The organism is Sutcliffiella horikoshii, from assembly GCF_008180725.1.
In the GTDB taxonomy this organism is placed as follows: domain Bacteria; phylum Bacillota; class Bacilli; order Bacillales; family Bacillaceae_I; genus Sutcliffiella_A; species Sutcliffiella_A horikoshii_B.
Genome location: NZ_VTEV01000001.1, coordinates 101,551 through 124,247, shown reverse-complemented (window position 1 = coordinate 124,247; position 22,697 = coordinate 101,551). Strand labels below are relative to the sequence as shown.

Sequence of the window (22,697 nt, the reverse complement as noted above, 5' to 3'; positions counted from 1 at the left end):
TTGTGGAATATTATGAAAGATAAGCGTAACTTATGTGATTTGATAACTTTATTGATATTTACTTATGAGAAATGTTGTATTAAGATAATATTGTAAGGACTATTCGGTGGGAGAAACAACTCGAAAATTGTCTCAAAGAAAAACATTCGCAAACGCTTTCCGCATCAAAGAAAGCTTGTTTTTCAATGCCTATTAATTGTTCATAGCGAGGTCCTATTAAACTATGAGTAGCAGGGGGTAATACATATGACGAAGCAAGATGTTTTTAATGCCCGCACGTCTTTTGATGTGAATGGCAAAACGTATCATTACTATTCTTTGCAAGCGCTTGAAAAAGCAAACATTGGTAACGTGTCACGCTTACCATATTCCATTAAAGTATTATTAGAATCCGTTCTACGCCAAGTAGACGGCCGTGTTATCACTAAAGAGCACGTTGAAAACTTAGCAAAATGGGGAACAGACGAGCAGAAGGACGTGGATGTACCATTCAAGCCTTCCCGTGTTATCCTTCAAGATTTCACAGGAGTTCCGGCAGTAGTTGACCTTGCATCTTTACGTAAAGCAATGGCTGACGTAGGTGGAGATCCGCAGAAAATCAACCCTGAAATCCCGGTTGATCTTGTCATTGACCACTCTGTACAAGTTGATAAAGCTGGTACGGCTGATTCTTTAGACTTCAACATGAAGCTTGAGTTCGAACGTAATGCAGAGCGTTACAAGTTCCTTAGCTGGGCGAAGAAATCTTTTGACAACTACCGTGCAGTTCCACCAGCAACTGGTATCGTTCACCAAGTTAACTTAGAGTACTTGGCTAACGTTGTTCACGCTGTGGAAGAAAATGGCGAGTACGTAGCTTTTCCTGACACGCTTGTCGGAACAGACTCCCATACAACAATGATTAACGGTATCGGTGTTCTTGGTTGGGGTGTAGGTGGTATTGAAGCGGAAGCAGGAATGCTTGGCCAACCTTCATACTTCCCGGTTCCTGAGGTTGTTGGTGTTAAATTGACTGGCGCTTTACCAAACGGAACAACTGCAACTGACTTAGCATTAAAAGTTACACAAGTATTGCGTAAACATGGTGTGGTAGGTAAGTTCGTTGAGTTCTTCGGACCTGGAGTATCTGAGCTTCCATTAGCTGACCGTGCAACAATTGCTAACATGGCACCTGAGTACGGTGCAACTTGTGGATTCTTCCCAGTTGATGAAGAGTCTCTTGATTACATGCGCCTGACTGGACGCAGCGAAGAGCAAATCAAATTAGTAGAAGAGTACTCTAAAGCAAACGGATTATTCTTCAGCCCTGACGCTGATCCTATCTACACAGATGTAGTAGATATCGACCTTGGGGAAATCGAACCAAACCTTTCCGGACCTAAACGTCCACAAGACCTTGTGCCACTATCCATGATGAAGGAAACTTTCCGCAATGCGTTAGTTGCTCCACAAGGTAATCAAGGCTATGGTCTAACTCCTACTGACATTGCTAAAGAAGTAGAAGTAACATTAGCTTCCGGTGAGAAAACGACAATGAAAACAGGATCTATTGCGATTGCATCTATTACTTCCTGTACAAATACATCCAACCCATACGTTTTGATCGCTGCTGGTTTAGTTGCGAAAAAAGCGGTGGAATTAGGATTGGAAGTACCAAGTTTCGTGAAAACATCCTTAGCACCTGGTTCCAAGGTTGTTACAGGTTACCTTCACGATTCCGGTCTTCAACCTTACCTAGATCAATTAGGTTTCAATATCGTAGGTTACGGCTGTGCGACATGTATCGGTAACTCCGGTCCATTGGCGGACGAAATTGAAGAAGCAGTGGCAGAAAATGATTTGCTTGTTACTTCTGTACTTTCAGGTAACCGTAACTTTGAAGGACGTATCCATCCGCTTGTAAAGGGTAACTACCTTGCATCCCCACCACTAGTTGTGGCTTATGCGCTTGCTGGTAATGTAGACGTTGACCTTCAAAATGATGTAATCGGAAAAGACAAAGATGGAAACGATGTATTCTTCAAGGATATCTGGCCTTCTATGACAGAAGTAAAAGAAGTTGTTAAATCAACGGTAACTCCTGAGCTATTCCGTAGAGAATATGAGCATGTATTTGATGACAACAAGCGCTGGAATGAAATCCAGACTTCTGATGAGGCGTTGTACTCATGGGATAATGATTCCACTTACATTCAAAACCCGCCGTTCTTTGAAGGATTGACTGCTGAAGCGGGCACAGTAGAACCACTTACTGGTCTACGTGTAGTTGGTAAGTTTGCAGATTCTGTAACAACTGACCACATCTCTCCAGCTGGTTCCATCGGAAAAGATACGCCTGCAGGTAAATACTTACAAGCAAACGGTGTAACGCCTCGCGAGTTTAACTCTTATGGTTCTCGTCGTGGTAACCACGAAGTCATGATGCGTGGTACTTTTGCAAACATTCGTATCCGTAACCAAATCGCTCCAGGTACAGAAGGCGGCTGGACGACATACTGGCCAACTGGTGATGTAATGAGCATTTATGATGCTTGCATGAAGTACAAAGAAGAAGGCACTGGACTTATGGTCATCGCTGGAAAAGACTATGGTATGGGAAGCTCACGTGACTGGGCTGCTAAAGGAACAAACCTACTTGGAATTAAAACAGTTATCGCGGAGAGCTTCGAAAGAATTCACCGCAGTAACTTGGTTCTAATGGGAGTACTACCTTTACAGTTTAAAGATGGCGAGAGTGCAGAAGTACTTGGCTTGAATGGTAAAGAAACGTTTGAAGTGGCTGTTGACGAAACAGTTAAACCACGTGACTTTGTAAGAGTTACTGCTACAGACGAAGAAGGCAACAAGAAAGAATTTGAAGCACTTGTTCGTTTTGATAGCGAAGTAGAAATCGACTACTACCGTCACGGTGGTATTCTGCGTATGGTATTGCGCGACAAGCTAAAAGCATAATTCAATTTATAAGCTGGTCTCTTAACCCGAGGCCAGCTTTTTCTTTTGATACAAATGTTATAAAATTGACATAGGTTAAACTACTGCACACTCATATGTATGGTTAAATGATAGTAATACATCGTAAAGGAGAACGGTATGGATGCTATTCAACTAGGTCCGCTGCTAATAAAGAAGTCTTATCTGGTTCTTCTTTTTTCGTGTCTATTAGCATATCTTTATATTGCTATATATCTTAGAGAGAAACCGGAAATGGTAAAAACAGTAGAGAATCATTTAATAACTGGTTTACTGATATGGATTCTTATTTTTAAATTCAGTACTATCATATTCAGGCCGTCCATTATTTGGACAAATCCTTTTGGACTGCTATTTTTCACAGGGGGGACAAGGGGTTTATATCTAGCAACATTTATTACAACTGCGTTCTTATTTTGGAAACTTCATCAATCCAACATACATATTAGAACTTCAACAATTATTTTGATTCCAAGTATAATTATCATCATCTCTAGCTATTACGTTATAATGGCAATTTTATAAAGGTGGGAATGTAGATGGTAAAAAAAATAATAGCAATTGTCTTTCTTCTTGCATTAAGTGGCTATGCTATCTTTCAGGTTTTTGGAGAAAAAGACCCGGCTACCGGGACACAACCAGGGGACAAAGCAATGGATTTTGAACTTAGTACACTTGATGGAAAAACAGCTCAACTTTCAGATTATGAAGGAAAAAAAGTCATTGTGAACTTCTGGGCTACGTGGTGTGGACCGTGCCGAGCTGAAATGCCAGAAATGCAAAAGTTTCACACAGAGAATGAGGATGTCGTGATGCTTGCTGTAAACTTGACTACTAGCGAGCCGAGTATAGATTCAGTTAAGAAATATGTAGATGAGGGTGGATATACTTTTCCAATTCTACTTGACGAGGAAGATATCTTTAGGCACTATCAAGTCTTGACTATGCCTTCAACTTTCTTTATTGATTCAGAGGGTGTCATTTCCTATATGCATTTAGGTCCCATGACATATGAGTTAATGGAAGAACAAGTTGCGAAAATGAATTAATAAGGGAGGTTGTACAGAGCAAATTCTGTGCAACCTCTTTTAAAATTTCCAGCGAAAATGACCGGTTATGGGCGATTGAAAAGCTGTTAACTTAATTTCAGATGCAAAGGGGTAAGTATTATGAATAATGTATGGAATGCCATCTTTTGTACGTTTATCAGAAACAATACCAACATGATCAAAATCTCCACCAAGAAACACGACGATGTCACCAGGTTGCCATTGCTCTAAATTTTTTATATCCCCTTTTGTAACTACAGTGGTCAATGATTCTGCATACCTTTCTAAAAAGACAGATTGGTTTGGGACACGCCTAAAATCAATGTTAGGGTCAGGTGAACCGCCGACTCTTGGATACAATTCTGTATTTTCAGCAATGTCTTTATCCATAAGATCCTTTAAGTTTATTCCTGCTCCTAATAGACCACGCCAGACCACGTCCGTACAAACACCTTCTGTATCTGGAGGATAACCACCGTCATAATACACACTTTTATAAGGTGTACGCTGTTCTACCTCTTTTCTTGCAGTGTAAACGATGTCTAATTGATCAGGTATTCCATTATTATTTTGATCAGTATCAGATAAAGGTGTAGGGATATCCATCGTTTTCGTAAAAGGCAGAGACACGTTAATTCCTAGATAGTCGAAAATGATGCCTTCCTTAAATAGAAAGGTAAAGCTTAAAAGGAAGGTTAGGATACATGCGGTAATAACCCAAACTTTCTTTTTCATGTCTCACCTCTATTCAATCGGTAAAGTGTCTAATTTGTTCCATATGATGTACATCATGTTCCACAAACATGTGCAGGAACGATTGAGGAGTATAATTGCGTTTATTGTTTCCAATGGTGAACCTTACTTCTTGATTCAATCTCTCCATATTACTAATTAACTTCTTTCTAGTAATAACAAATTCCTCTAATAAATCATTAGTACTTGAGAAAGACTTTATTGCGTTCATGGCTTTATTATTGTATTCATCATGGTCTGGGAACTCTGGTAGAACTCCGTTGTCTTTCATTACAGGTATCATTTTTTTTAATAAAAATAAATCCCAGTAGTAAATATGACCAATGGTTTCCTTGATGGACCATTTGCCATAATTTATTGGTTGGTTAAGTTCGCTTTCTTCCTTGTTTGTAAATGAATAAAAGAATTCCATATTGTTTAGATAAGCTTGATAAGATGAAATGGTCAAATTCATTAAAAATCCCCACTTTTTTAATATTCTTACTTTTAATTGTACAGGAACTAAGAAAGGAAAACAAGAACGTATATTCGTTTTAGTGGTTTTTTATACCAGTTTTTAATTTTCTGAAAACGGTTATATAGATAATAGCTAATCTTCTTAAAAGATCTCCATTTCACTGACATCTTCTAATTTTCATGAAATTCTAATTAATTTCGCAGAAAGTTATCATAATTTTAGAGTATTTTGGACATTAATACTATTACAATAATAATTAAGTAGGTGAGACGATGAGAAGAATTCGTAAACGTTCATTTGAAGAACTTGTTTTAGAAAACAAACAACTGTTATTAAAAGACGAAGAGGCATTGCGCAAAATTGAAGACCGCTTAGAAGAAAAAATGTTAAATAAAGCGGCAGAATAACTTTCAAATATTTCTTGTTATGAATATCCCTCTACCATGAGATAGTAAAGGTAGGAGGGATGTTTTTATGAGTAATCCAAAAGGAAGCAGAAAACATTTTATGCCAAACCACATCGGCACTCAACCACAAGAGGCTGGCGGGAATAAAGGCAAACAGATGCAAGATACATCTGGTAAACACGCTCAAGTAATTCAAACAAAAGGTGAATAATTCATCCAACTATTTCAAGTGTTTTTTTAGCTTTCAAAGTAAAGAATATAGCTTGTAGTACCATTCATTCGATAAAGGGAGGCGTTTTGTTATGGACCAAAACAAACAACATCGTGCAAACCCGGATGATCGCAGTGATAATGTAGAAAAACTACAAAGCATGGTGCAAAACACAATAGAGAATATTGAGGAAGCACATGACTCCATGCAATTTGCCAATGAAGAGGAAAGAGCTCGCATTGAAGCAAAAAACCACCGTCGCGAAGAAAGCATTGCAGCTTTTAGATCTGAGATTAAAGACGAAGCGAGTGCTCGCGAAAACGGATTTAAGTAATAAGGTGAAGACGGGCAGCGTTAATGCCCGTCTTTTTTAGACTCTTTTAATGTGGAAAAATATTCTTTTATGTTATCATTATCAAATACAGCGAAGTAAATGGGGGAGTAGAGATGCTGATTTCTAAAAAAGAGATTGAAGTACGTTATGCAGAGACAGATCAAATGGGGGTTGTGTATCATGCCAATTACCTGGTTTGGATGGAACTCGGAAGAACACAACTTATTAAAAATTTAGGCTTTTCCTATGCACAAATGGAGCAGGACGGAGTTATTTCTCCTGTAATCGATATAAATGTTACCTATAAGAAACCGCTTCGCTATGGAGAAGTAGCGACTATTCATACCTGGATTGAAACCTATGATGGATTCAGAGTGGTTTATGGTTATAAAATACTTACTCCAAAAGAGGAAATAGCTTTATTGGGAAGCTCTTCCCATGTTTGTGTCAAAAAGGATAGTTTTAAGCCAATAATAATTCGTAAAAAATACCCCGAGTGGCACGCTGCCTATGAAAACGCTAAAAAGCAGGGAGAGTAAATAATGGCTTTCGGAATCAAACGAGGGGAACTTCAAGAATGGAAAGAGAAAGTAAAAAGTGGGGAGATTGCCTTCCTAACACACTTTTGGATTCACCCACGTTTTAATGGCATTACAACTGTCACAAAAGCCGGTTGCTGTGATCTACATAAGCTCATCAAGTGGGGCCATCAATATGGATTGAAGGAAGAGTGGATACATAAAAGGGACAAATATCCACATTTTGATCTTATCGGAGATACTCAACTAGAGATTTTGAAAAAAGAAGGTCAATGGAACCAGATTAATCGCTTTTTTGAGCATAAATAAAGAATTAGGACTAAATAGCCCTAATTCTTTTTTCTGTTCACTCATAGTCAAATTTAGGTTCATTCAATTCTTCATCGAACTTTATATGAAGATCATGACCATCAAAGTACCAAGCATCTTTTTCTTCCACAAAGAAAGTAATGCCGTCCTTTTCAGTGGTAGCAACAGCCTGATCTGGCTCTTCTTTTACAATTCCTAAAGAAAATCCCTTCTGGACCGTACTGCATCCTCCATAACGTACTTGGAATTTAATATGGTCTCCTTTATCAAGATGAAGCTCTTTTTTATACCATTCTAATGCTTGATCAGACATGTGAATATTCATAACAGCAACTCCTTTTGTCTCATTGATTGTATTACGTTGCCTTGAAAAAAGGAAAGATGCTTTCGCATAAACGCAATATGTATATACATCCTTATTATACCTGAATTCCACATATGCAACCAAATGAAACAACTTTCCGAAAATAAAAAGCACCGATCCAATCTAAGTTGGTTGAATCGATGCTTGACGATTTAGTTTGTGAATTCTTCTTCATTTAACCATTGATACATATGCTTCATCATTTCCTCGTTCTTGGCCTCTGCCTGCGGAAACCCGAATGAAGCTGCGTCCATTAACGGAACAACATGGTATTTAGTAGGATTGATCTGTGAAACATACGTAGGGATGAAATTATCCACTTTAATATCGATCTTGCTTTCCTGACCATCTACCGTCTTTTCCACATAAAGTTGAAGGATCCCACCGATATCTTTATAGTCATCTTTTTGACCAGAAAGGAAATTGCCTAATGAATAGACGACAAACATCTTTCCGCCATCCGGTCTTTCCATGAATTTCATGGGCTGCAGTACATGAGGGTGATGGCCAATTACAATGTCGACTCCAATTTCAGCCAGAAAGTCTGCAAGTTCTTCTTGTTCGGAGTTTGGAAAAAGGATGTATTCTACTCCCCAGTGCATGGCAACTACGACGACATCTGAATTTTGTTTGGCTTCTTCCACGTCTTTTTTTATCGCCTCACGATCAATCAGGTTTACAAAGAACTCTTTTCCTTCCGGAACGGGAATACCGTTTGTTCCGTATGTATAAGACAGGAATGAGAATTTAATGCCATTTTTAGATATGGTCCGTAATCGTGCTTTATCTTCATTGCTCTTATAGCCACCGACATATTCCATCCCGATTGTTTCATAATGGTTAATGGCATTCATGATAGCTTTTTCCCCGCGGTCCAATGTGTGGTTGTTGGCGATGCTGACGATATCAACCCCAGCTTCTTGAAGAGCATCAGCAACTTCAAATGGACTGTTAAAGCTAGGATAGTTGGATAATCCTATTTCAGTTCCCCCTATGATCGTCTCTTGATTTGCAATGGATATATCTGTTTCAAGTAGGTAGGATTTTACCTTGTCTAGCATCGGATTGAAATCATAGCTGTTTTCCCCTGTTTTTGCAGCATTATAGACCGTGCTATGGATAAGTAAGTCTCCAACAGCGGAAATGGTTGCTTCGGTGCGAAAACCCTTTTCTTCTTTTAATAAATTCGTTGAATGATGTAATTTTACCGGTTGTACAACGAGCTCTTCTTGATTATCGCTCCCCAAAAAACTGTCAAAATGTTTAATAGACAAAACAGAAAAAATGGTCCCCAATAGCAATATGATAAGAATTGGGAGAAAATATTTTACTTTTGTATTCATTGATTATGACCCCTTATATCTATTTCTTTACTCCACAATATAACATAGTTTTTGTGAGATTCGCCATAATATGTCGAAATTTCAAAAAATTAAAGGGTTTTTGTTTTGTATCTCGAAATAGTATAAGGATAATTGTAAAAGGGGGAAGTCAATTGCTAAAATTTAAAAAACCTGAAGTGGAACAGTTCTTTAAAGTATTTAATATTGAAGATTTTACATTGAGTCCTGATGAAAAACAGTTAGTGTATAGTACAAATCTCACCGGTCACTATAATGTCTGGGCAATGGATTTGCCGAATCAGTATCCTTACCCGCTCACATTTAATAATCAAAGCTGTCATGGCTTAAAGTACGATCCAAATGGAAAATACATATTAGCAAGCTTCGACCAGGATGGGAATGAACTTACGCAACTTTATGCTCTACCAAGCAGCGGCGGTGAATTGCAGGATGTGAGAGTGGAACTAGAGCACCGTCACATGTCTCCAAGTTTTTCTAAAGACGGGAACCGCATCTATTATACAAGCACCAAAGGAAACGAAACATACTTAAACTGTTATTGTTACGACTTAAATACTGAAAAAGAGGAGTTATTGGTAGAAGGGACGGATGCGTCTACCTACTTAATAGCTGTCTCAGATGATGAAGAAAGCTTCATAACTTTAAGACATTATGCAAATACGTACACACAAGCGTTTTTACATCAAGGAGGAACATCAACTAAACTTACTCCAGAAACAGAGAGTCAGCACACCGTTGACAGTGCAGTATTTACTGGTACAAACTCTATTTATCTTGTTACTGACTATGAGGATGATAATGGTTACCTCGCACATTTTGATCTGGAAAAGAAGAGTTTTACAAGAGTATCGGAAAGTGATATGCATTTCAATAATATGTACTTAGACAAGACAGGAAATAAGTTATATCTAGTTTCAGCCAAAGGCGTGGAGGATAAGCTCTATACCTATTGTTTGGAGAACAAAGTAATGGATGAAGTAAATATACCAGTGTCCATTATCGAAAAAGTGGTAATCGGTAAAAGTGGATCGGTCTATTTACTAGGAAAAAATGCATCAAAACCAGCAAATATATTTAAAAAAGAAGATGAAGGTTGGGTTCCTTTAACAAATAACCGTGTCCCTGCAGTGTCGGATGAAGATCTATGTGAACCTGAAATACTTTCGTATCCATCCTTTGATGGACTCGAGATTGAAGCTTTATTCTTTAAGGCAAAAGAAGAGGTTTCAAATGGTCATGTGATCCTTTGGCCGCACGGTGGTCCGCAGTCTTCTGAAAGAAAATTTTTCCGCTCCTATTTCCAATTCCTTGTTAATCGAGGATATAGTATTTTTGCTCCAAATTTCCGTGGATCTTCCAACTACGGGTTAGCCTATATGAAAATGGTAGAGGGAGACTGGGGACATGGACCTCGTCTTGACAATATACATGGGTTGGAATGGATTATTGAAAAAGGGTTTGCAGACAGAGATAAGATAATCTTGATGGGCGGCAGCTACGGTGGATACATGGCACTACTGCTACATGGTCGTCATCCAGAGTATTTTAAGGCAGTTATTGATATTTTTGGTGTTAGCAATCTGTTTTCCTTCATTGATTCCGTGCCAGAACACTGGAAACCGATCATGAAACAATGGGTGGGCGACCCAGTAGAGGATAAAGACCGCCTGACAATTGATTCCCCTATTACCTACCTTGATACTATGACAAAGCCAATGCTGATTATTCAAGGTGCTAACGACCCCCGAGTGGTCAAAAAAGAGTCCGATCAAATAGTCGATGCGTTAAAAGAAAAGGGCCGCGATGTAGAGTACCTTGTACTGGAAGATGAAGGACATGGTTTTTCAAAAAAGGAAAATGAAATTAAGGTATTCAGGGCGATCTTGAACTTTTTAGAAAAACATAAATAATTATTTGCAGATTATGTAGAACTCGGTTTTTTCCGGGTTCTTTTTTTATTGACAAAGAATGGAGCTCTAGTCGTAGCCTCTTCTACGCCTCAAGAAGTATTTTCCAAAAAACGCTTTTTATTTGATTTCCTAGAGCATATAATCAATTTTGGGTGTTGGAAATTTATTCTTATTTTTCTTTATGGGGAGGAGATTTGAAGGATGTCGATGATGGAATTTATTTTAAAAAGGAAAATTGCTGTAGGACTTTTAGTTGTGTTCGTATTTATGATTGGCTTCTATTCGCTGAACAAACTAGATCAGGAATTGATGCCACCTATTTCCTTTGACATGACAATTGTCCAGGTAGACGCAGGACAAATGCCGGTATTGGATGTAGAAGATAAAGTAACGAAACCGATTGAACAAATTCTAAGTGGATTGGATGGTGTGGAATCTCATACTTCCGCAACATATGTAGGAAAGTCTTCTATCACTGTCATGATAGAAGAGGGAAGAGGGGATGAAGTACATAAAAATATTGAGGCCGCAGTTGCCCCTCTGTCCACGCAAATCCCAGGTGTTCAGTATATTAATAGTTTTCAAATGACTACCAGTCAGGAATATGAGTTTTATATGGATATTTTTAATGGTAACATGGAAGACATTTCGACTTTCGCGAAAAATGTAGTAGAGCCTAGACTAGAAGCATTGCCGGAAGTAAGAGATGTTAAGTTTGATGGATTAGAAGAGAATGAAGTAATCATTGAATTAAAGAATGATCAACTAAAAGAAGCTGGTGTGGACTCGCAGCAAATCATTCAAACGATCCAACAGTCTAATCTAATAACGTCATTCGGTGAACTAACGGAGGAAGCAAACGAGCCGACAGTTAGATGGAATACCTCATTGACAAATGTGGAAGATATTAAAGGTATTCTCATTCCGACAATGTCTGGTGTGAAAGAACTTAGTGAACTTGCAGATATTGACCTGCAGGTTCGCGAAACTTCTTCAGGAGTTTGGAAGGACGGTAGTCAGGATGTGGTAATGGTACAAATCGGGCGTGGTTCTGAAGTGACACAAATCGAGATGGCAGAAGCGGTCCGTGCGGAAGTAGAGAAAATAAGGCAGGAAGGACTTGTTTCAGGATTTGAATTTGAAGAAGTAGTAGCTCAAGCTGATTATGTTAGCGAAGCAGTAGATGGAGTATCAAGCAACATTTTAATCGGGGGATTACTGGCCATCGTCGTGCTATTTCTGTTCCTTCGAAATGTAAGAGCAACCATGATCATTGGTATCTCGATTCCATTATCTATCCTACTCACTTTTGCAAGTATGTGGTTATTAGGATACAGCATTAATATGCTGAGTTTAATAGCGTTAGGCTTGGGAATTGGAATGATGGTGGACGCTTCCATTGTTATTTTAGAATCCATTTATCGTAAAAAAGAACAAGGTTTAAAGAACCGGGATGCTGTCTTAATTGGTGTTAAGGAAGTTGCCTCTGCGGTATTTGCCTCGATGCTAACCACCATTGTTGTTTTCTTACCAATCGGTTTGTTAGGTGGAGAAGCAGGGAAGTTCATGATCATATTATCTGTTGTGGTCATTGTAACACTCGTTAGTTCAGTAGTGGTTTCTTTTACACTTATCCCAGCCCTATCTGAAAATTTCTTGAAATTGACGAAAAGGCAACAGAATAAAAAAGAGAGTAAGGTTATCTTGTCCTATGGTAGGTTCATCAGTTGGCTGACAGGTAAAAAGCGCAGACGATACGGTGTCATCTTCCTGTTTGTCCTCATGTTTATCGGTTCTTTAGCTTTAGTTACAAAAGTGCCGATGACGATCATGCCTGACATGTATAACCGCTATTCGGAAATAATGGTTACCTTAGATAAAGGAGTCACTCCAGACCAAAAAAATGATATAGCAGAAGCTATACATTCCAAGCTTGTTGATATTCCGGATGTTAAGGAAGGTTTTGTACTGGATCAGATAGAATTTATGTTTGTTCTGATTAATATGACCCCAGAAGAAGAAGCTACCTTAGAGCAAAAAGAAGTTAACGAGCAAATTCTCTCGGGATTGCTTGATTTAAAAGAAGAGTATCCTGTTGTGGATGTTACTTCTGTCATGAGCGCTGGAGCAAGTTATCCAGTTCAAATTGAGTTAAGTGGAGAGGATCTTGATGAACTGACGTCACTTTCCTCTGATTTTGTAAAAGAATTAAATGGGATAGATGGAATCATTGGAACCACTACGTCACTAGGAACACTATTGGATGAAGAACTAATTGTTCTGAATGAAGAAGAGCTGACAAAGGACGGCATTACTCCTTTACAAATCTTAGGACAATTAAATAGTATATCTTCTTCTGTTCCAATAGGTGCATTGCAAGATGTAGACGGAACACCTATCTTAATTGCACCAGATGAAGTAATCACAAGCAAAAAGCAGTTATTAGACCTTGAGGTGAATACACAGGACGGTCCTAAAAACCTTTCTAATTATGTTTCTTTTGAGCAAGTGAAAGCACCAGGGCAAATTGATCATAAAGACGGTGAGCGGGTTGTCAAGGTTCTTGCGAATATCGAGAATCGTGATTTAGGGTCAGTAAACAGAGATGTTCAAAAAATGGTCGAGGAATTTAATACACCAGATGGGTATAACATTTCTGTTGGAGGAAGTTTAGAGCAACAACAGGAAGCGATACAGGATATGTTAGTTATCTTAGCTATTTCCATCTTCTTGGTATATGTTGTGATGGCTGTCCAATTCAACCATTTGTTTCAACCAATCATTGTCATGACGATTATTCCAATGACTTTTACAGGTGTTATTCTAGGACTTTTGTTAACGCAGCGTGAATTGAGCATTATGTCAGGGATGGGTGTCATAATGTTAATTGGGATTGTATTAAATAATGCTATCCTATTGATTGACAGAGCCAAACAACTAAGAGCAGAGAACTATGATGTTGGGGAAGCGATGGTAGAAGCAGGTATGAACAGAATACGCCCAATCTTCATGACAACGTTGACGACAGTTGGCGGAATGTTGCCGCTTGCCATTTCAACAGGAGCAGCAAGCAACTATCAGGCACCTTTAGCCACAGTAGTCATAGCCGGTCTATTGTTTTCAACTTTAATAACATTGGTACTGATTCCTTCTGTCTACATGCTTTTCCATGATCTTGGGATGGGTATCCGTAAAATTTTCAATCGAAACAAAAATAAAAACAAAGAAGTCACTCCAGCTAAAAAAGCAGGTTAATGAAAAGCAAGCATCCATTGTCTCCGTGATAAGGGGTGCTTGTTTCTTCTTTTATGTTCAATCACTACATTTCAGTGTTCCTTTCTTCTTGTTTCCACTTTCTATATAGAAGAAGGCAGTGAGTAAGGCCAGATAAAATAAATAAAGACAATAAAAAAACAGAAGCAGTGGTGTGGATATCAAAAATAATAATGATAGCAATCAATGCTATGAAGGACAGCGGGAGTTGCCATAGGTTTCGAATCAGTTTACGTCGATAACTGAGCTTGTAATAAATTAGCGCAAATCCTTTATCGATTTTTTTCTTATTTCTATAAGCCCTCTTTAAAATAAAACTCACGAATAATCCAACCACAATACCAATAACTACATTGATCATCAGGCTTTGCATTGATAGATTAGTAATTATTTCATTCTCCATTATAGAACCCCTTCGCTTTAGTTTTTTCTATTATATGGTAACATATAAACTATTAATTTATTTTCTAAAGGTGGTATTTAAATTTATGAAAACACTCGTCTGTTTTGGTGATAGTTTAACTGCAAGGCATGAAGGAAAAGACAAGCCTCAACTTACTGAAAAACTTGCTTTTCAACTCCCTACATTCATAGTTTTTAACGCAGGGGTATCTGCTAATACTACGAAGGACGCATTAAAAAGAATCGAAAAGGATGTATTAACTCATAACCCTGATCTAGTAACTGTATTATTCGGCTCGAATGATGCAGCAGTACATAAAAAGGTTGCTCTTAGCACTTATGAAGCGAACTTGTTAAAGATCACCCGACTAATTGGACCGGATAAAACAATACTCATCACTCCGCCTCCAGTGGATGAAACATTACAACCTAACAGGCAAAATAGCGAACTGGCTAAATATGCTGATGCAGTTAAACGTGTATCGAAGGAAACCGACAGTTATCTAATTGACTTCTACACAGAATTGTACTCTAGACCCCATTATAAGGAGCTCTTAGTCGGCGTCTTAAATGATGGGTTGCATTTTGGTGATGCAGGCTATGACATATTGGCAAGCCTTATCACTAAAAAGATAGCTGAAATAAAACCGATTGAAGAGCAAAAATTTGATTAGGGCAGTTATTTTTGATCTTGATGGCACACTTTTGAATAGAGATGTTTCTTTAAAAAAGTTTGTTGATGATCAGTATGAAAGATGTAAGCAAGCTTTCAGGCATATTCACAAAAATACCTATATTGAAAGATTTCTCGAGTTGGATGCACGCGGGTATGTTTGGAAAGATAGAGTTTATCAGCAGCTTGTTGCTGAATTTCTAATTGACAGGCTGACTTGGAAGGAGCTTTTGGATGATTATATCCATCAGTTTCCATTTCACTGTACCCCTTTTGATAATGTAGAAAACACACTTAAGCGACTTTCTGAAGACAATCTTTCATTAGGAATGATAACCAACGGTTTTGAAGTTTTTCAAATGAACAATCTTATCTCACTGGGTATCGACCCTTTTTTCCAATCCATACTTGTTTCGGAGCGGGAAGGAATAAAGAAACCTAATCCGGAAATTTTCCACAGATCAGCAGAATCTCTACAAGTATCTATAGACCAATGTCTATTTGTTGGGGATCATCCCAAGAATGATGTGACCGCTGCTAAAGCTGTTGGCATGACGACAGTTTGGAAGAGGGACTCATATTGGAATGAAGTGGATGCAGACTATATTATTGAGGATCTCGGTTGTTTGCCTGCTATTGTCAAATCCATTAATGAGAAAGAAGGCAAAAAATATGATTTTTGAAGAAGAAACCCTAAAACAAAAGCTTTTAACAATCGAAGAAAAAAAGATATTAGATGACGAAACTTTTCTCTATACCCTGATAGATTCCATGATGAAGCATATCGGTTCAACAGACCCCATTCTTCGTGATAATCTGATCTATTCTAATTTCTCGAAATTTATTAACAGTGGAGCCATCCCACAGAGTAAGGCTTATAATATGTTAGAGATATGTTTGGATGAGAGGCACCTGTTTTATAAAATTGGAGAAGAAAGGACGGACTCTGTTTTCACTAGATCCTTCTCTTCTTTGGTTGTTGCATTAATTTTAACGAACGACGATGGTACATTTATTGATGCTATGAGATTGCTAGAAATAAAGACAGCAATCTTAGAATATCTAGATAAAGAAAAGGATACTCGCGGATTCGTTAAGAACAAGGGGTGGGCGCACAGTATCGCTCATGGAGCAGATATGTTGACTGCCCTGGTATGTCACGCTCATTTTCATATCAATCAACTTTCTGATGTGCTAAAAGCAATTGAAACATGCCTTTTAAAGGAAGTAGTGTACCAAGATGAGGAAGAAGAGCGGCTTATTTTTGCTGTAGAAGCCTTGTTAGAAAAAGGGATGGAGACACAGATGTTTATAAGCTGGATAAAAGACCTCTCCTCTAATTTGAATAAAGAATACATAAAGCATGGGCAAACAATGTCTTTTTACCACAGTAAAATGAACGTGACTAATTTTTTGAAATCCCTTTACTTTAGATTGAAGCTTATGAATCCTGATAAGGAACTACTAGAATGCATAGAGCATGAAATTCATTACTGGTTCAAAGAATCCTATGGTCAAGGGTAGGTGCTATTATGAACTATCATAATGAAGAATTACTTATAAGGGAGCTACAACATGGCAAGGACGAAGAATATTTACTAATATGGTTGTCTGATCCCAAAGTGTTGGAGTTCTATGAGGGGCGAGATGTTATATTCAACACGGAAGATATCCTAAGAAAATTCTTCAATAGAGACGATGAAGTATCTAGGTGTATGGTCGTCTATCAAGGAAAAAACATAGGTTATATTCAATACTACCCTATAAATAAGGCCACTAGCACACTAGCAGAATACTTTGAGATGGAAAGGGTTTATGGCTTAGATCAGTTTATAGGGGATTCCGACTATTGGAACAAAGGAATAGGAACCCTGCTCATTACATCCATGGTTAATTTCTTATTAATTAAAAAAGGGGCCAACCGGATAGTGATGGACCCAATAATATCCAATGGAAGAGCGATAAAATGCTATGAAAAATGTGGCTTTATAAAAAAAAGAGTATTACGTGAGCATATTTTACATGAAGGAGAATACAGAGATTGTTGGTTGATGGAGCTTACTGACTAATTAATATTTTTCTTAAATTAATGTTCAATCCTAGTAAGCAATAGCTCTACAGGTAATTACTAGATAAAACATCAAGGGAAATAGAGATACGATAATACCCATTGTCTTGAACCTATTATTAAATTGTAATCTTAATCCGATGAGCCAAATGCCAAGGATAATTACATACCAGAAATTGTATTGTGAGTTTTCTGTTTCTGAGATACCTGGACCTGCCAACCATAAGGTAAGTAATAAAACAAATAAACCAGTTACTACATTCCAAGCTAATAATATAAACCTTTTCAAATAAGAGGCCTCCTTTTATACAAGTTAGTGTAATTTTACACGAAGAAGGCAGGAGATGCACATCTTTTATTCTGAAAATTAAATAATCTCTTATTTTGAAACCTTATCCTTATTTCATTCGTATTAATAATGTCTAATAAATTTTTCATGTTGAATGGAGGAGTTTGGATGTCTTTTTTTAACAAGGCATTGGCGAGTGTTGGAATTGGTGCTGCAAAGGTAGATACAAAACTCGCTGAATCAAGTTTTGTATGTGGTGAAGAAATAAAGGGCATTGTGGAAATCACTGGTGGTTCTATTGAGCAGAAGATCGATGAAATCTACTTAACTTTATTAACAAATTATATAAAAGAATCGAATGATACGAAGGTTCATAAACAAGCAGTTTTAGAAAAAAAGAAAATTGTGGATTCGTTTGTAATTGGTGTTAATGAAAAGAAAGAAATTCCTTTTACATTGACATTGCCATATGAAACACCTGTAAGTATGGGCAACACAAAAGTGTGGTTACAAACAGGGTTGGATATAAAAAATGCAGTAGATCCCTCCGATAAAGATGTGGTTCATGTTCAACCATCTCCACTAGTCTCAACAATCATGAGTGCCGCTGAGCAATTAGGTTTTCGTTTAAGAAAAGTAGAATGTGAAGCTGCTCCTTATAGATGGAACACTCATTATCCGTTTATTCAAGAGTTCGAATTTGTTCCAACGTCCGGTCCATTCAGAGGGAAACTGGATGAAATTGAAATGATCTTTTCAAATAATACTGGAAATTCAGTGGAACTGGTGCTGCAAGTAGATCGTAAAGTTAGAGGTCTAGGCAGTTTTCTATCGGAAGCACTGGATATGGATGAGACATTTGTAAAAATGCGTGTAACAACCCAGGACCTTCCTGGCTTTAAAGAGCAATTAGAAAGTACCATTCGCCGTTATTGCTAATATTATGTTTTCCCGAGGACGCCTATTATTAAGGTGTTCTTTTTTATGGAAAAAAGTTGTTATTTCGGATAATTTAAATTAAACTAAAAATTCATTCTATTAATTTTAGAGGAGAGCGTTGTCATGACAAAACTGGGATTTATCCGTCACGGAAGTACTGCCTGGAATAAGGAACGAAGAGCGCAAGGGAGTGCTAATATTCCACTTGATCAAGATGGAATTAGAGATGCGGAAAGTTTAGCAGAAAGAATAAAAAATGAAGAGTGGGATGTTATTTACTCTAGTGATTTATTAAGAGCCATGCAAACTGCTGAAATTGTGGCAAGGAACTTGAATGTTGACGAGGTATTTTTGGACTCTAGACTCCAAGAAGTGAACGGTGGTCAAATTGAAGGCACGACAGAACCAGAACGAATAGAAAAATGGGGAGAAAATTGGCGAGCACTTGACTTGGGAATAGAACCGAGGGAAATGGTAATTAAACGTGCCCTTTCGTTTGTTGAAGAGGTAACAAACAAACATAAAGATCAGAATGTACTAGTGGTCAGTCACGGTTCCTATATTAGACATATTCTAAGAGAATTGGTGAAAGACCTTAAGATGGATAATCATCTTGAGAATACTTCTGTTTCCACTGTTAAAGTTCGAGAAGGACTTTGGGAATGCGAATTATATAATTGTACGAAGCATCTTGGAGGGAAGTAAATAATGGGTTCTCGATTAATGCATACCATTATTGCTCATGAAATTGCTTCCCGAGTTAACGTAGCGGATACCTCTTCATTTATATTAGGAGGCGTTGCACCAGATGCTGTTGCTCCTAAAGATCTTTCTCATTTCTATAAAGGGGATCCAAACGACTACACTAGGTCCATTGATTATAAAGCATTTTTACATAAATACAGTAATTACAAGGATCATCCTTATATTCTTGGCTATTATACACATCTTATAGCAGATGATATCTGGCTTAAAGGATTCTATTTACCATGGTTAAAAAACAGGCTGGAAAATGATTCTACGATATTAGAAAGATATCATCATGACTTTAAGCGTCTAAATTCTAAATTGATGTTTCATTATCAAACGGAGCCTGATTTATTAAAGGACATTCTAGGTGCAGCGGAACCAATTGAGATAGAGGAAGTGTCCCTTACTCAAGTTTCATCTTTTATTCCTTATGTTGAACAGGATATGATGCTCCCAAAAAGTGACGAGCCATTAGAAGTTTTCACGATGGAAATGATTATTGGCTATATCGAGACTTCGATTGACATGGGTGTTCAGTATATAAGTAAGCATCTGATTGGAAAGTCTTGCTAAAATAGTGCTTTCTTTTGTATAATAAGAATATATGTTCGCATACCGTAAAAGGAGGCATTTTTCTTGTTATACAATGAAAAAGATGTACTGAATCTGATTGAATCAGACGAATGGATGATAGATATTTTGAGAGCGGCAAAATCCCTTAACCTACCTGACTGGTGGATTTGTGCTGGATTTGTCAGAACAAAAGTCTGGGACGCATTACACGGATTTAAAAGTAGAACTCCTTTGCCTGATATTGATGTTATCTATTTTGATAATAATGATATATCGGAGGGGAAGGAAAAATATCTTGAAAAAAGATTGTTAAGACTCTACCCAGGTGCGCCCTGGTCGGTGAAAAACCAAGCAAGAATGCATGTCATTAATAATTTGCCTCCATATGCTAATTCAACGGAAGCAATGTCTAAATTTACTGAAACGGCCACGGCAATAGGCGTAAAAATAAATCAAGAGAATAAGCTGCAATTAGCTGCTCCTTGCGGTATTCAAGATCTGTTAAATTTGAAGGTAAAGCCCACTGCTCTCTTTAAAGAAACTATAGAGCATGTCACCATTTATGAAAACCGCATAGAGCAGAAGAATTGGCAGGCATTATGGCCAAATATCACTATTTTACATGTGGAAGGTGTTAGTTCATGACAGGAATGCTTCATCATATAGAATTGTACGTGTCAGACTTGAAGAAAACCAAAGAATTCTGGGGCTGGCTTCTCAAAGAACTGGGATATAAGCCCTATCAAGAGTGGAAAAGTGGCCAAAGTTGGAAAATAGAAAATACATATATAGTATTTGTTCAAACGGAAGAAAGATTTTTAGATGTTCCTTACCATCGATGTAGAGTAGGCCTAAATCACCTTGCTTTTCATGCATCGTCACGGAAACATGTTGATGACTTAACAGAAAAACTGAAAACTCGAGGAGTAAATATGTTATATACGGACAAACATCCGTATGCTGGTGGGGAAAACTACTATGCGGTATTTTTTGAAGACCCTGACCGGATTAAAGTAGAGTTTGTGGCTCCTTTTGAATAATGGATTTCAAAGGAGGAAAATAAATGTTTAATACATTATTACTAATAGGTATTGCTATCGGGGTAGGAACGATCATTTCTTACCTTGGACAAATAGTAAAGCAAAATAAAAGAATTATAGAACTATTGGAAACTAGAGATAGTGGTGAAAAATAAAATGACTAAGATCAGTATATACACGATGTGCCTTGTAGTGGACGGAGATAAAGTTCTCTTAATTAATAGACCTGCTCACAAAGGGTTTCCAGGATTTATAGGACCAGGCGGAAAAGTGGATTTTCCTGAAAGCCTAACAGAAGGTGTAATTCGAGAAGTTTGTGAAGAAACCGGATTGGAAGTTAGTAACTTAATTTATAAAGGTTTAGATGAATATGTAAATGAGATGGAAAATGAGAGATATATGGTGTTTAACTATGTGACATATACATTCCGTGGACAACTTTTACCATCTCCACCAGAAGGGGAATTAAAATGGGTAGCAATATCGGAGGCCTTAAATCTCCCTATGCAAGACTGGTTTAAGAAAAGGTTTCCGCTATTTTTTGAAGAGGGAACGTTTGAGAAACATATAGTATGGGATGATGAGGCCAAAAAAGCTGTAAAAGAAGTGGTAACAAAGCATTGATGAAATATAAAAAAGCATCCGAGAAAACTCGAATGCTCTACGAAACCTTCTTCTTTTTTAAACTTAACCAAGTGATCTTTGGCTCCGTTTTTTGGATGATTCGGCCGATATTTGCCCGATGTTTAAAAATCACAAATACCGTAAGAAGTGACACCGCAATAATAAGCGGAAGATCTCCAAATGCAATACTATAAATGGTGGTTACTACTCCAGTAAGCATAGAAGATAGAGATACATATTTGGTCAAAAACAAGAAAAGAAAGAAGCAGAATAACATTAAGCCGAACAGAAGGGGACTGGCGAATAATAGAACCCCACCGGAAGTTGCTACTGCTTTACCACCTTTGAATTTTGCAAAAATCGGATAAACATGTCCTACAACTGCACAGGCACCAGCAAGAAGTGGATGAATGTCAGCTCCAAGTAAGATAGGTAACGAGGCAGCGAGTGTCCCTTTTAAAATGTCGCATATCGTTACAATCATTCCTGCCTTTACACCCAATGTACGAAACGTATTGGTACCGCCTAAGTTCCCGCTTCCGTGTTCTCGGATGTCAATTCCATAGCCTACTTTTCCCACAACAAGTGCGAAAGGTATGGAACCGATAAGGTATGCAAGTATAATAATTAGTAGTTCAGTCATTCATTAAACCCCTTTATGTAATAATTCCTACCTTTAATATATGTTAAATTTAACAGGAAGCAAAGGGTTTATTGCAAGTTATCTCGAATTTTTTATGAGTAAGTACTAATATCAGGTTGTTAGAAGTTGTTAAAACTAGATTAAACGGGTATAACAGTAAGAATTAACTTTAAAAATTAGTAAAGGGGACAAAAATATGAATATACCTAGCAGAGAAGAGATTGGAAAGATATTAAAAAATAGTAAACGCATTGCTGTAGTTGGATTGTCTGATAATCCTGCGCGTACATCCTATATGGTTTCTAAAGCGATGCAAGACGCAGGATATGAGATTATTCCTGTTAATCCTACTGTAGACGAAGTGCTTGGGGTGAAGGCTGTTTCTACTTTAAAAGAAGTTGAAGGGCATATTGATATTGTCAATGTTTTCCGTCGTTCTGAGCATTTATATGGAGTTGCTGAGGAGTTCTTACAAGTAGATGCAGACGTTTATTGGGCACAACTCGGGCTTTCTGATGAAAAAACCTATGAACTATTGAAAGAAAAGGGCTATACTGTCATTATGGATCGTTGCATTAAAGTGGAACACGCTTTAACCAAATAGGTCAAATCCGTCCTTGTTTTTTTTAGAAAAAACAAGGATTTTTATTCATATTATGACAATTTACGCCAGATGATATTGGCTAAAGTCTAAGAACCCTATACAATAGAACATAGACAAGTTTCAAATGTATGATAATATATAAACGAATATTT

General features: G+C 37.6%; 28 protein-coding genes. 21 read left to right on the top strand and 7 right to left on the bottom strand.

Annotation, left to right across the window (positions count from 1 at the left end; all coding sequences use genetic code 11):
- Window positions 1-246 precede the first annotated feature (246 nt).
- A complete protein-coding gene (gene acnA / locus FZC76_RS00615; protein WP_148986341.1) occupies window positions 247-2,952 on the top strand; it encodes an aconitate hydratase AcnA in 2,706 nt (901 codons plus the stop codon).
- Window positions 2,953-3,509: 557 nt separating this feature from the next.
- Entirely contained in the window at window positions 3,510-4,019 is a 510-nt protein-coding gene (locus tag FZC76_RS00610) for a TlpA family protein disulfide reductase (RefSeq protein ID WP_148986340.1), read from the top strand.
- 39 nt (window positions 4,020-4,058) lie between these two features.
- On the opposite strand, the gene FZC76_RS00605 is transcribed toward FZC76_RS00610, so the two are convergent.
- On the bottom strand, window positions 4,059-4,754 hold the full coding sequence (locus FZC76_RS00605; protein ID WP_148986339.1) for a DUF1287 domain-containing protein: 696 nt from the start codon (window positions 4,752-4,754) through the stop codon (window positions 4,059-4,061).
- A gap of 13 nt (window positions 4,755-4,767) precedes the next feature.
- The gene (locus tag FZC76_RS00600) at window positions 4,768-5,226 is read right to left on the bottom strand and encodes a DinB family protein (RefSeq protein ID WP_148986338.1); all 459 of its coding nucleotides are present in this window, start codon (window positions 5,224-5,226) and stop codon (window positions 4,768-4,770) included.
- Window positions 5,227-5,501: 275 nt separating this feature from the next.
- Here FZC76_RS00600 and FZC76_RS00595 point away from each other — a divergent pair, with 275 nt between their 5' ends.
- The 5 genes from FZC76_RS00595 to FZC76_RS00575 all read left to right on the top strand — a co-directional run bounded on the left by FZC76_RS00595 (window position 5,502) and on the right by FZC76_RS00575 (window position 7,029).
- On the top strand, window positions 5,502-5,636 hold the full coding sequence (locus FZC76_RS00595; RefSeq protein WP_082153446.1) for an FbpB family small basic protein: 135 nt from the start codon (window positions 5,502-5,504) through the stop codon (window positions 5,634-5,636).
- A gap of 67 nt (window positions 5,637-5,703) precedes the next feature.
- Window positions 5,704-5,847, top strand: a complete 144-nt coding sequence (locus FZC76_RS00590; protein WP_010193544.1) for an acid-soluble spore protein N — start codon at window positions 5,704-5,706, stop codon at window positions 5,845-5,847.
- Between the two features lie 91 nt (window positions 5,848-5,938).
- Window positions 5,939-6,181: a small acid-soluble spore protein Tlp gene (tlp, locus tag FZC76_RS00585; protein WP_060663629.1), complete on the top strand. Its 243-nt coding sequence runs from the start codon at window positions 5,939-5,941 to the stop codon at window positions 6,179-6,181.
- A 113-nt stretch (window positions 6,182-6,294) separates the two neighbouring features.
- The gene (locus FZC76_RS00580; protein WP_148986337.1) at window positions 6,295-6,720 is read left to right on the top strand and encodes an acyl-CoA thioesterase; all 426 of its coding nucleotides are present in this window, start codon (window positions 6,295-6,297) and stop codon (window positions 6,718-6,720) included.
- Between the two features lie 3 nt (window positions 6,721-6,723).
- Complete coding sequence (locus tag FZC76_RS00575; RefSeq protein WP_148986336.1) at window positions 6,724-7,029, top strand: hypothetical protein; 306 nt, start codon at window positions 6,724-6,726, stop codon at window positions 7,027-7,029.
- A gap of 37 nt (window positions 7,030-7,066) precedes the next feature.
- Here FZC76_RS00575 and FZC76_RS00570 read toward each other — a convergent pair whose 3' ends face one another.
- Window positions 7,067-7,354 carry a HesB/YadR/YfhF family protein gene (locus tag FZC76_RS00570; RefSeq protein WP_148986335.1) on the bottom strand — a complete coding sequence of 96 codons (288 nt, stop codon included), beginning with the start codon at window positions 7,352-7,354 and terminating at the stop codon, window positions 7,067-7,069.
- A gap of 191 nt (window positions 7,355-7,545) precedes the next feature.
- Window positions 7,546-8,736 (bottom strand): CapA family protein, encoded by a 1,191-nt coding sequence (locus FZC76_RS00565; RefSeq protein WP_148986334.1) that lies wholly within the window; start codon window positions 8,734-8,736, stop codon window positions 7,546-7,548.
- Window positions 8,737-8,888: 152 nt separating this feature from the next.
- Between FZC76_RS00565 and FZC76_RS00560 the strand changes: the two genes are divergently transcribed.
- Together FZC76_RS00560 and FZC76_RS00555 are read left to right on the top strand one after the other, a co-directional pair.
- A complete protein-coding gene (locus FZC76_RS00560; RefSeq protein ID WP_148986333.1) occupies window positions 8,889-10,667 on the top strand; it encodes a S9 family peptidase in 1,779 nt (592 codons plus the stop codon).
- A 201-nt stretch (window positions 10,668-10,868) separates the two neighbouring features.
- Window positions 10,869-13,922, top strand: coding sequence for an efflux RND transporter permease subunit (locus tag FZC76_RS00555; RefSeq protein ID WP_148986332.1), 3,054 nt, complete (start codon window positions 10,869-10,871; stop codon window positions 13,920-13,922).
- 64 nt (window positions 13,923-13,986) lie between these two features.
- Here FZC76_RS00555 and FZC76_RS00550 read toward each other — a convergent pair whose 3' ends face one another.
- Window positions 13,987-14,343 (bottom strand): hypothetical protein, encoded by a 357-nt coding sequence (locus FZC76_RS00550; protein WP_148986331.1) that lies wholly within the window; start codon window positions 14,341-14,343, stop codon window positions 13,987-13,989.
- A gap of 85 nt (window positions 14,344-14,428) precedes the next feature.
- Here FZC76_RS00550 and FZC76_RS00545 point away from each other — a divergent pair, with 85 nt between their 5' ends.
- The 4 genes from FZC76_RS00545 to FZC76_RS00530 are packed head-to-tail and all read left to right on the top strand — an operon-like array spanning window position 14,429 to window position 17,084.
- Window positions 14,429-15,016: a GDSL-type esterase/lipase family protein gene (locus FZC76_RS00545; RefSeq protein ID WP_148986330.1), complete on the top strand. Its 588-nt coding sequence runs from the start codon at window positions 14,429-14,431 to the stop codon at window positions 15,014-15,016.
- Window positions 15,009-15,698: an HAD family hydrolase gene (locus FZC76_RS00540; protein ID WP_148986329.1), complete on the top strand. Its 690-nt coding sequence runs from the start codon at window positions 15,009-15,011 to the stop codon at window positions 15,696-15,698. Before FZC76_RS00545 ends, FZC76_RS00540 begins: the two co-directional genes overlap by 8 nt.
- Entirely contained in the window at window positions 15,688-16,539 is an 852-nt protein-coding gene (locus FZC76_RS00535) for a DUF2785 domain-containing protein (protein ID WP_187441913.1), read from the top strand. The genes FZC76_RS00540 and FZC76_RS00535 overlap by 11 nt, the downstream gene beginning before the upstream one ends.
- An 8-nt stretch (window positions 16,540-16,547) precedes the next feature.
- Window positions 16,548-17,084 carry a GNAT family N-acetyltransferase gene (locus tag FZC76_RS00530; protein WP_148986327.1) on the top strand — a complete coding sequence of 179 codons (537 nt, stop codon included), beginning with the start codon at window positions 16,548-16,550 and terminating at the stop codon, window positions 17,082-17,084.
- Between the two features lie 30 nt (window positions 17,085-17,114).
- Here FZC76_RS00530 and FZC76_RS00525 read toward each other — a convergent pair whose 3' ends face one another.
- Entirely contained in the window at window positions 17,115-17,372 is a 258-nt protein-coding gene (locus FZC76_RS00525) for a hypothetical protein (protein WP_148986326.1), read from the bottom strand.
- A 168-nt stretch (window positions 17,373-17,540) separates the two neighbouring features.
- Between FZC76_RS00525 and FZC76_RS00520 the strand changes: the two genes are divergently transcribed.
- The 7 genes from FZC76_RS00520 (at window position 17,541) to FZC76_RS00495 (ending at window position 21,298) form a co-directional block, all read left to right on the top strand.
- Window positions 17,541-18,311 (top strand): sporulation protein, encoded by a 771-nt coding sequence (locus FZC76_RS00520; protein ID WP_148986325.1) that lies wholly within the window; start codon window positions 17,541-17,543, stop codon window positions 18,309-18,311.
- Window positions 18,312-18,434: 123 nt separating this feature from the next.
- Window positions 18,435-19,016 (top strand): histidine phosphatase family protein, encoded by a 582-nt coding sequence (locus tag FZC76_RS00515; protein WP_148986324.1) that lies wholly within the window; start codon window positions 18,435-18,437, stop codon window positions 19,014-19,016.
- A 3-nt stretch (window positions 19,017-19,019) separates the two neighbouring features.
- A complete protein-coding gene (locus FZC76_RS00510; RefSeq protein WP_148986323.1) occupies window positions 19,020-19,634 on the top strand; it encodes a zinc dependent phospholipase C family protein in 615 nt (204 codons plus the stop codon).
- A 114-nt stretch (window positions 19,635-19,748) separates the two neighbouring features.
- Window positions 19,749-20,279, top strand: a complete 531-nt coding sequence (locus FZC76_RS00505; RefSeq protein ID WP_148986960.1) for a nucleotidyltransferase family protein — start codon at window positions 19,749-19,751, stop codon at window positions 20,277-20,279.
- Window positions 20,276-20,674 (top strand): VOC family protein, encoded by a 399-nt coding sequence (locus tag FZC76_RS00500; RefSeq protein WP_148986322.1) that lies wholly within the window; start codon window positions 20,276-20,278, stop codon window positions 20,672-20,674. Before FZC76_RS00505 ends, FZC76_RS00500 begins: the two co-directional genes overlap by 4 nt.
- Window positions 20,675-20,697: 23 nt before the next feature.
- A complete protein-coding gene (locus FZC76_RS23380) occupies window positions 20,698-20,829 on the top strand; it encodes a hypothetical protein (RefSeq protein ID WP_262372332.1) in 132 nt (43 codons plus the stop codon).
- Window position 20,830: 1 nt separating this feature from the next.
- Window positions 20,831-21,298 carry an NUDIX domain-containing protein gene (locus FZC76_RS00495; protein ID WP_148986321.1) on the top strand — a complete coding sequence of 156 codons (468 nt, stop codon included), beginning with the start codon at window positions 20,831-20,833 and terminating at the stop codon, window positions 21,296-21,298.
- 37 nt (window positions 21,299-21,335) lie between these two features.
- Here FZC76_RS00495 and plsY read toward each other — a convergent pair whose 3' ends face one another.
- The gene (gene plsY, locus FZC76_RS00490) at window positions 21,336-21,941 is read right to left on the bottom strand and encodes a glycerol-3-phosphate 1-O-acyltransferase PlsY (RefSeq protein ID WP_148986320.1); all 606 of its coding nucleotides are present in this window, start codon (window positions 21,939-21,941) and stop codon (window positions 21,336-21,338) included.
- A gap of 196 nt (window positions 21,942-22,137) precedes the next feature.
- On the opposite strand from plsY, the gene FZC76_RS00485 reads away from it, so the two are divergent.
- Window positions 22,138-22,545, top strand: a complete 408-nt coding sequence (locus tag FZC76_RS00485) for a CoA-binding protein (protein ID WP_148986319.1) — start codon at window positions 22,138-22,140, stop codon at window positions 22,543-22,545.
- The last annotated feature ends 152 nt before the right edge of the window (window positions 22,546-22,697 follow it).

Excerpts from the sequence above, each read along its gene's own strand:
- FZC76_RS00570 (WP_148986335.1), bottom strand. The coding sequence starts at position 7,354 with ATGAATATTCACATGTCTGATCAAGCATTAGAATGGTATAAAAAAGAG.
- FZC76_RS00595 (WP_082153446.1), top strand. The coding sequence starts at position 5,502 with ATGAGAAGAATTCGTAAACGTTCATTTGAAGAACTTGTTTTAGAAAAC.
- FZC76_RS00500 (WP_148986322.1), top strand. The coding sequence starts at position 20,276 with ATGACAGGAATGCTTCATCATATAGAATTGTACGTGTCAGACTTGAAG.
- FZC76_RS00580 (WP_148986337.1), top strand. The coding sequence starts at position 6,295 with ATGCTGATTTCTAAAAAAGAGATTGAAGTACGTTATGCAGAGACAGAT.
- FZC76_RS00545 (WP_148986330.1), top strand. The coding sequence starts at position 14,429 with ATGAAAACACTCGTCTGTTTTGGTGATAGTTTAACTGCAAGGCATGAA.
- FZC76_RS00605 (WP_148986339.1), bottom strand. The coding sequence starts at position 4,754 with ATGAAAAAGAAAGTTTGGGTTATTACCGCATGTATCCTAACCTTCCTT.
- FZC76_RS00535 (WP_187441913.1), top strand. The coding sequence starts at position 15,688 with ATGATTTTTGAAGAAGAAACCCTAAAACAAAAGCTTTTAACAATCGAA.
- FZC76_RS00505 (WP_148986960.1), top strand. The coding sequence starts at position 19,749 with ATGATAGATATTTTGAGAGCGGCAAAATCCCTTAACCTACCTGACTGG.
- FZC76_RS23380 (WP_262372332.1), top strand. The coding sequence starts at position 20,698 with ATGTTTAATACATTATTACTAATAGGTATTGCTATCGGGGTAGGAACG.
- FZC76_RS00550 (WP_148986331.1), bottom strand. The coding sequence starts at position 14,343 with ATGGAGAATGAAATAATTACTAATCTATCAATGCAAAGCCTGATGATC.
- FZC76_RS00495 (WP_148986321.1), top strand. The coding sequence starts at position 20,831 with ATGACTAAGATCAGTATATACACGATGTGCCTTGTAGTGGACGGAGAT.
- FZC76_RS00600 (WP_148986338.1), bottom strand. The coding sequence starts at position 5,226 with ATGAATTTGACCATTTCATCTTATCAAGCTTATCTAAACAATATGGAA.
- tlp (WP_060663629.1), top strand. The coding sequence starts at position 5,939 with ATGGACCAAAACAAACAACATCGTGCAAACCCGGATGATCGCAGTGAT.
- FZC76_RS00515 (WP_148986324.1), top strand. The coding sequence starts at position 18,435 with ATGACAAAACTGGGATTTATCCGTCACGGAAGTACTGCCTGGAATAAG.
- FZC76_RS00565 (WP_148986334.1), bottom strand. The coding sequence starts at position 8,736 with ATGAATACAAAAGTAAAATATTTTCTCCCAATTCTTATCATATTGCTA.
- plsY (WP_148986320.1), bottom strand. The coding sequence starts at position 21,941 with ATGACTGAACTACTAATTATTATACTTGCATACCTTATCGGTTCCATA.
- acnA (WP_148986341.1), top strand. The coding sequence starts at position 247 with ATGACGAAGCAAGATGTTTTTAATGCCCGCACGTCTTTTGATGTGAAT.
- FZC76_RS00555 (WP_148986332.1), top strand. The coding sequence starts at position 10,869 with ATGTCGATGATGGAATTTATTTTAAAAAGGAAAATTGCTGTAGGACTT.
- FZC76_RS00575 (WP_148986336.1), top strand. The coding sequence starts at position 6,724 with ATGGCTTTCGGAATCAAACGAGGGGAACTTCAAGAATGGAAAGAGAAA.
- FZC76_RS00520 (WP_148986325.1), top strand. The coding sequence starts at position 17,541 with ATGTCTTTTTTTAACAAGGCATTGGCGAGTGTTGGAATTGGTGCTGCA.
- FZC76_RS00485 (WP_148986319.1), top strand. The coding sequence starts at position 22,138 with ATGAATATACCTAGCAGAGAAGAGATTGGAAAGATATTAAAAAATAGT.
- FZC76_RS00590 (WP_010193544.1), top strand. The coding sequence starts at position 5,704 with ATGAGTAATCCAAAAGGAAGCAGAAAACATTTTATGCCAAACCACATC.
- FZC76_RS00510 (WP_148986323.1), top strand. The coding sequence starts at position 19,020 with ATGGGTTCTCGATTAATGCATACCATTATTGCTCATGAAATTGCTTCC.
- FZC76_RS00610 (WP_148986340.1), top strand. The coding sequence starts at position 3,510 with ATGGTAAAAAAAATAATAGCAATTGTCTTTCTTCTTGCATTAAGTGGC.
- FZC76_RS00530 (WP_148986327.1), top strand. The coding sequence starts at position 16,548 with ATGAACTATCATAATGAAGAATTACTTATAAGGGAGCTACAACATGGC.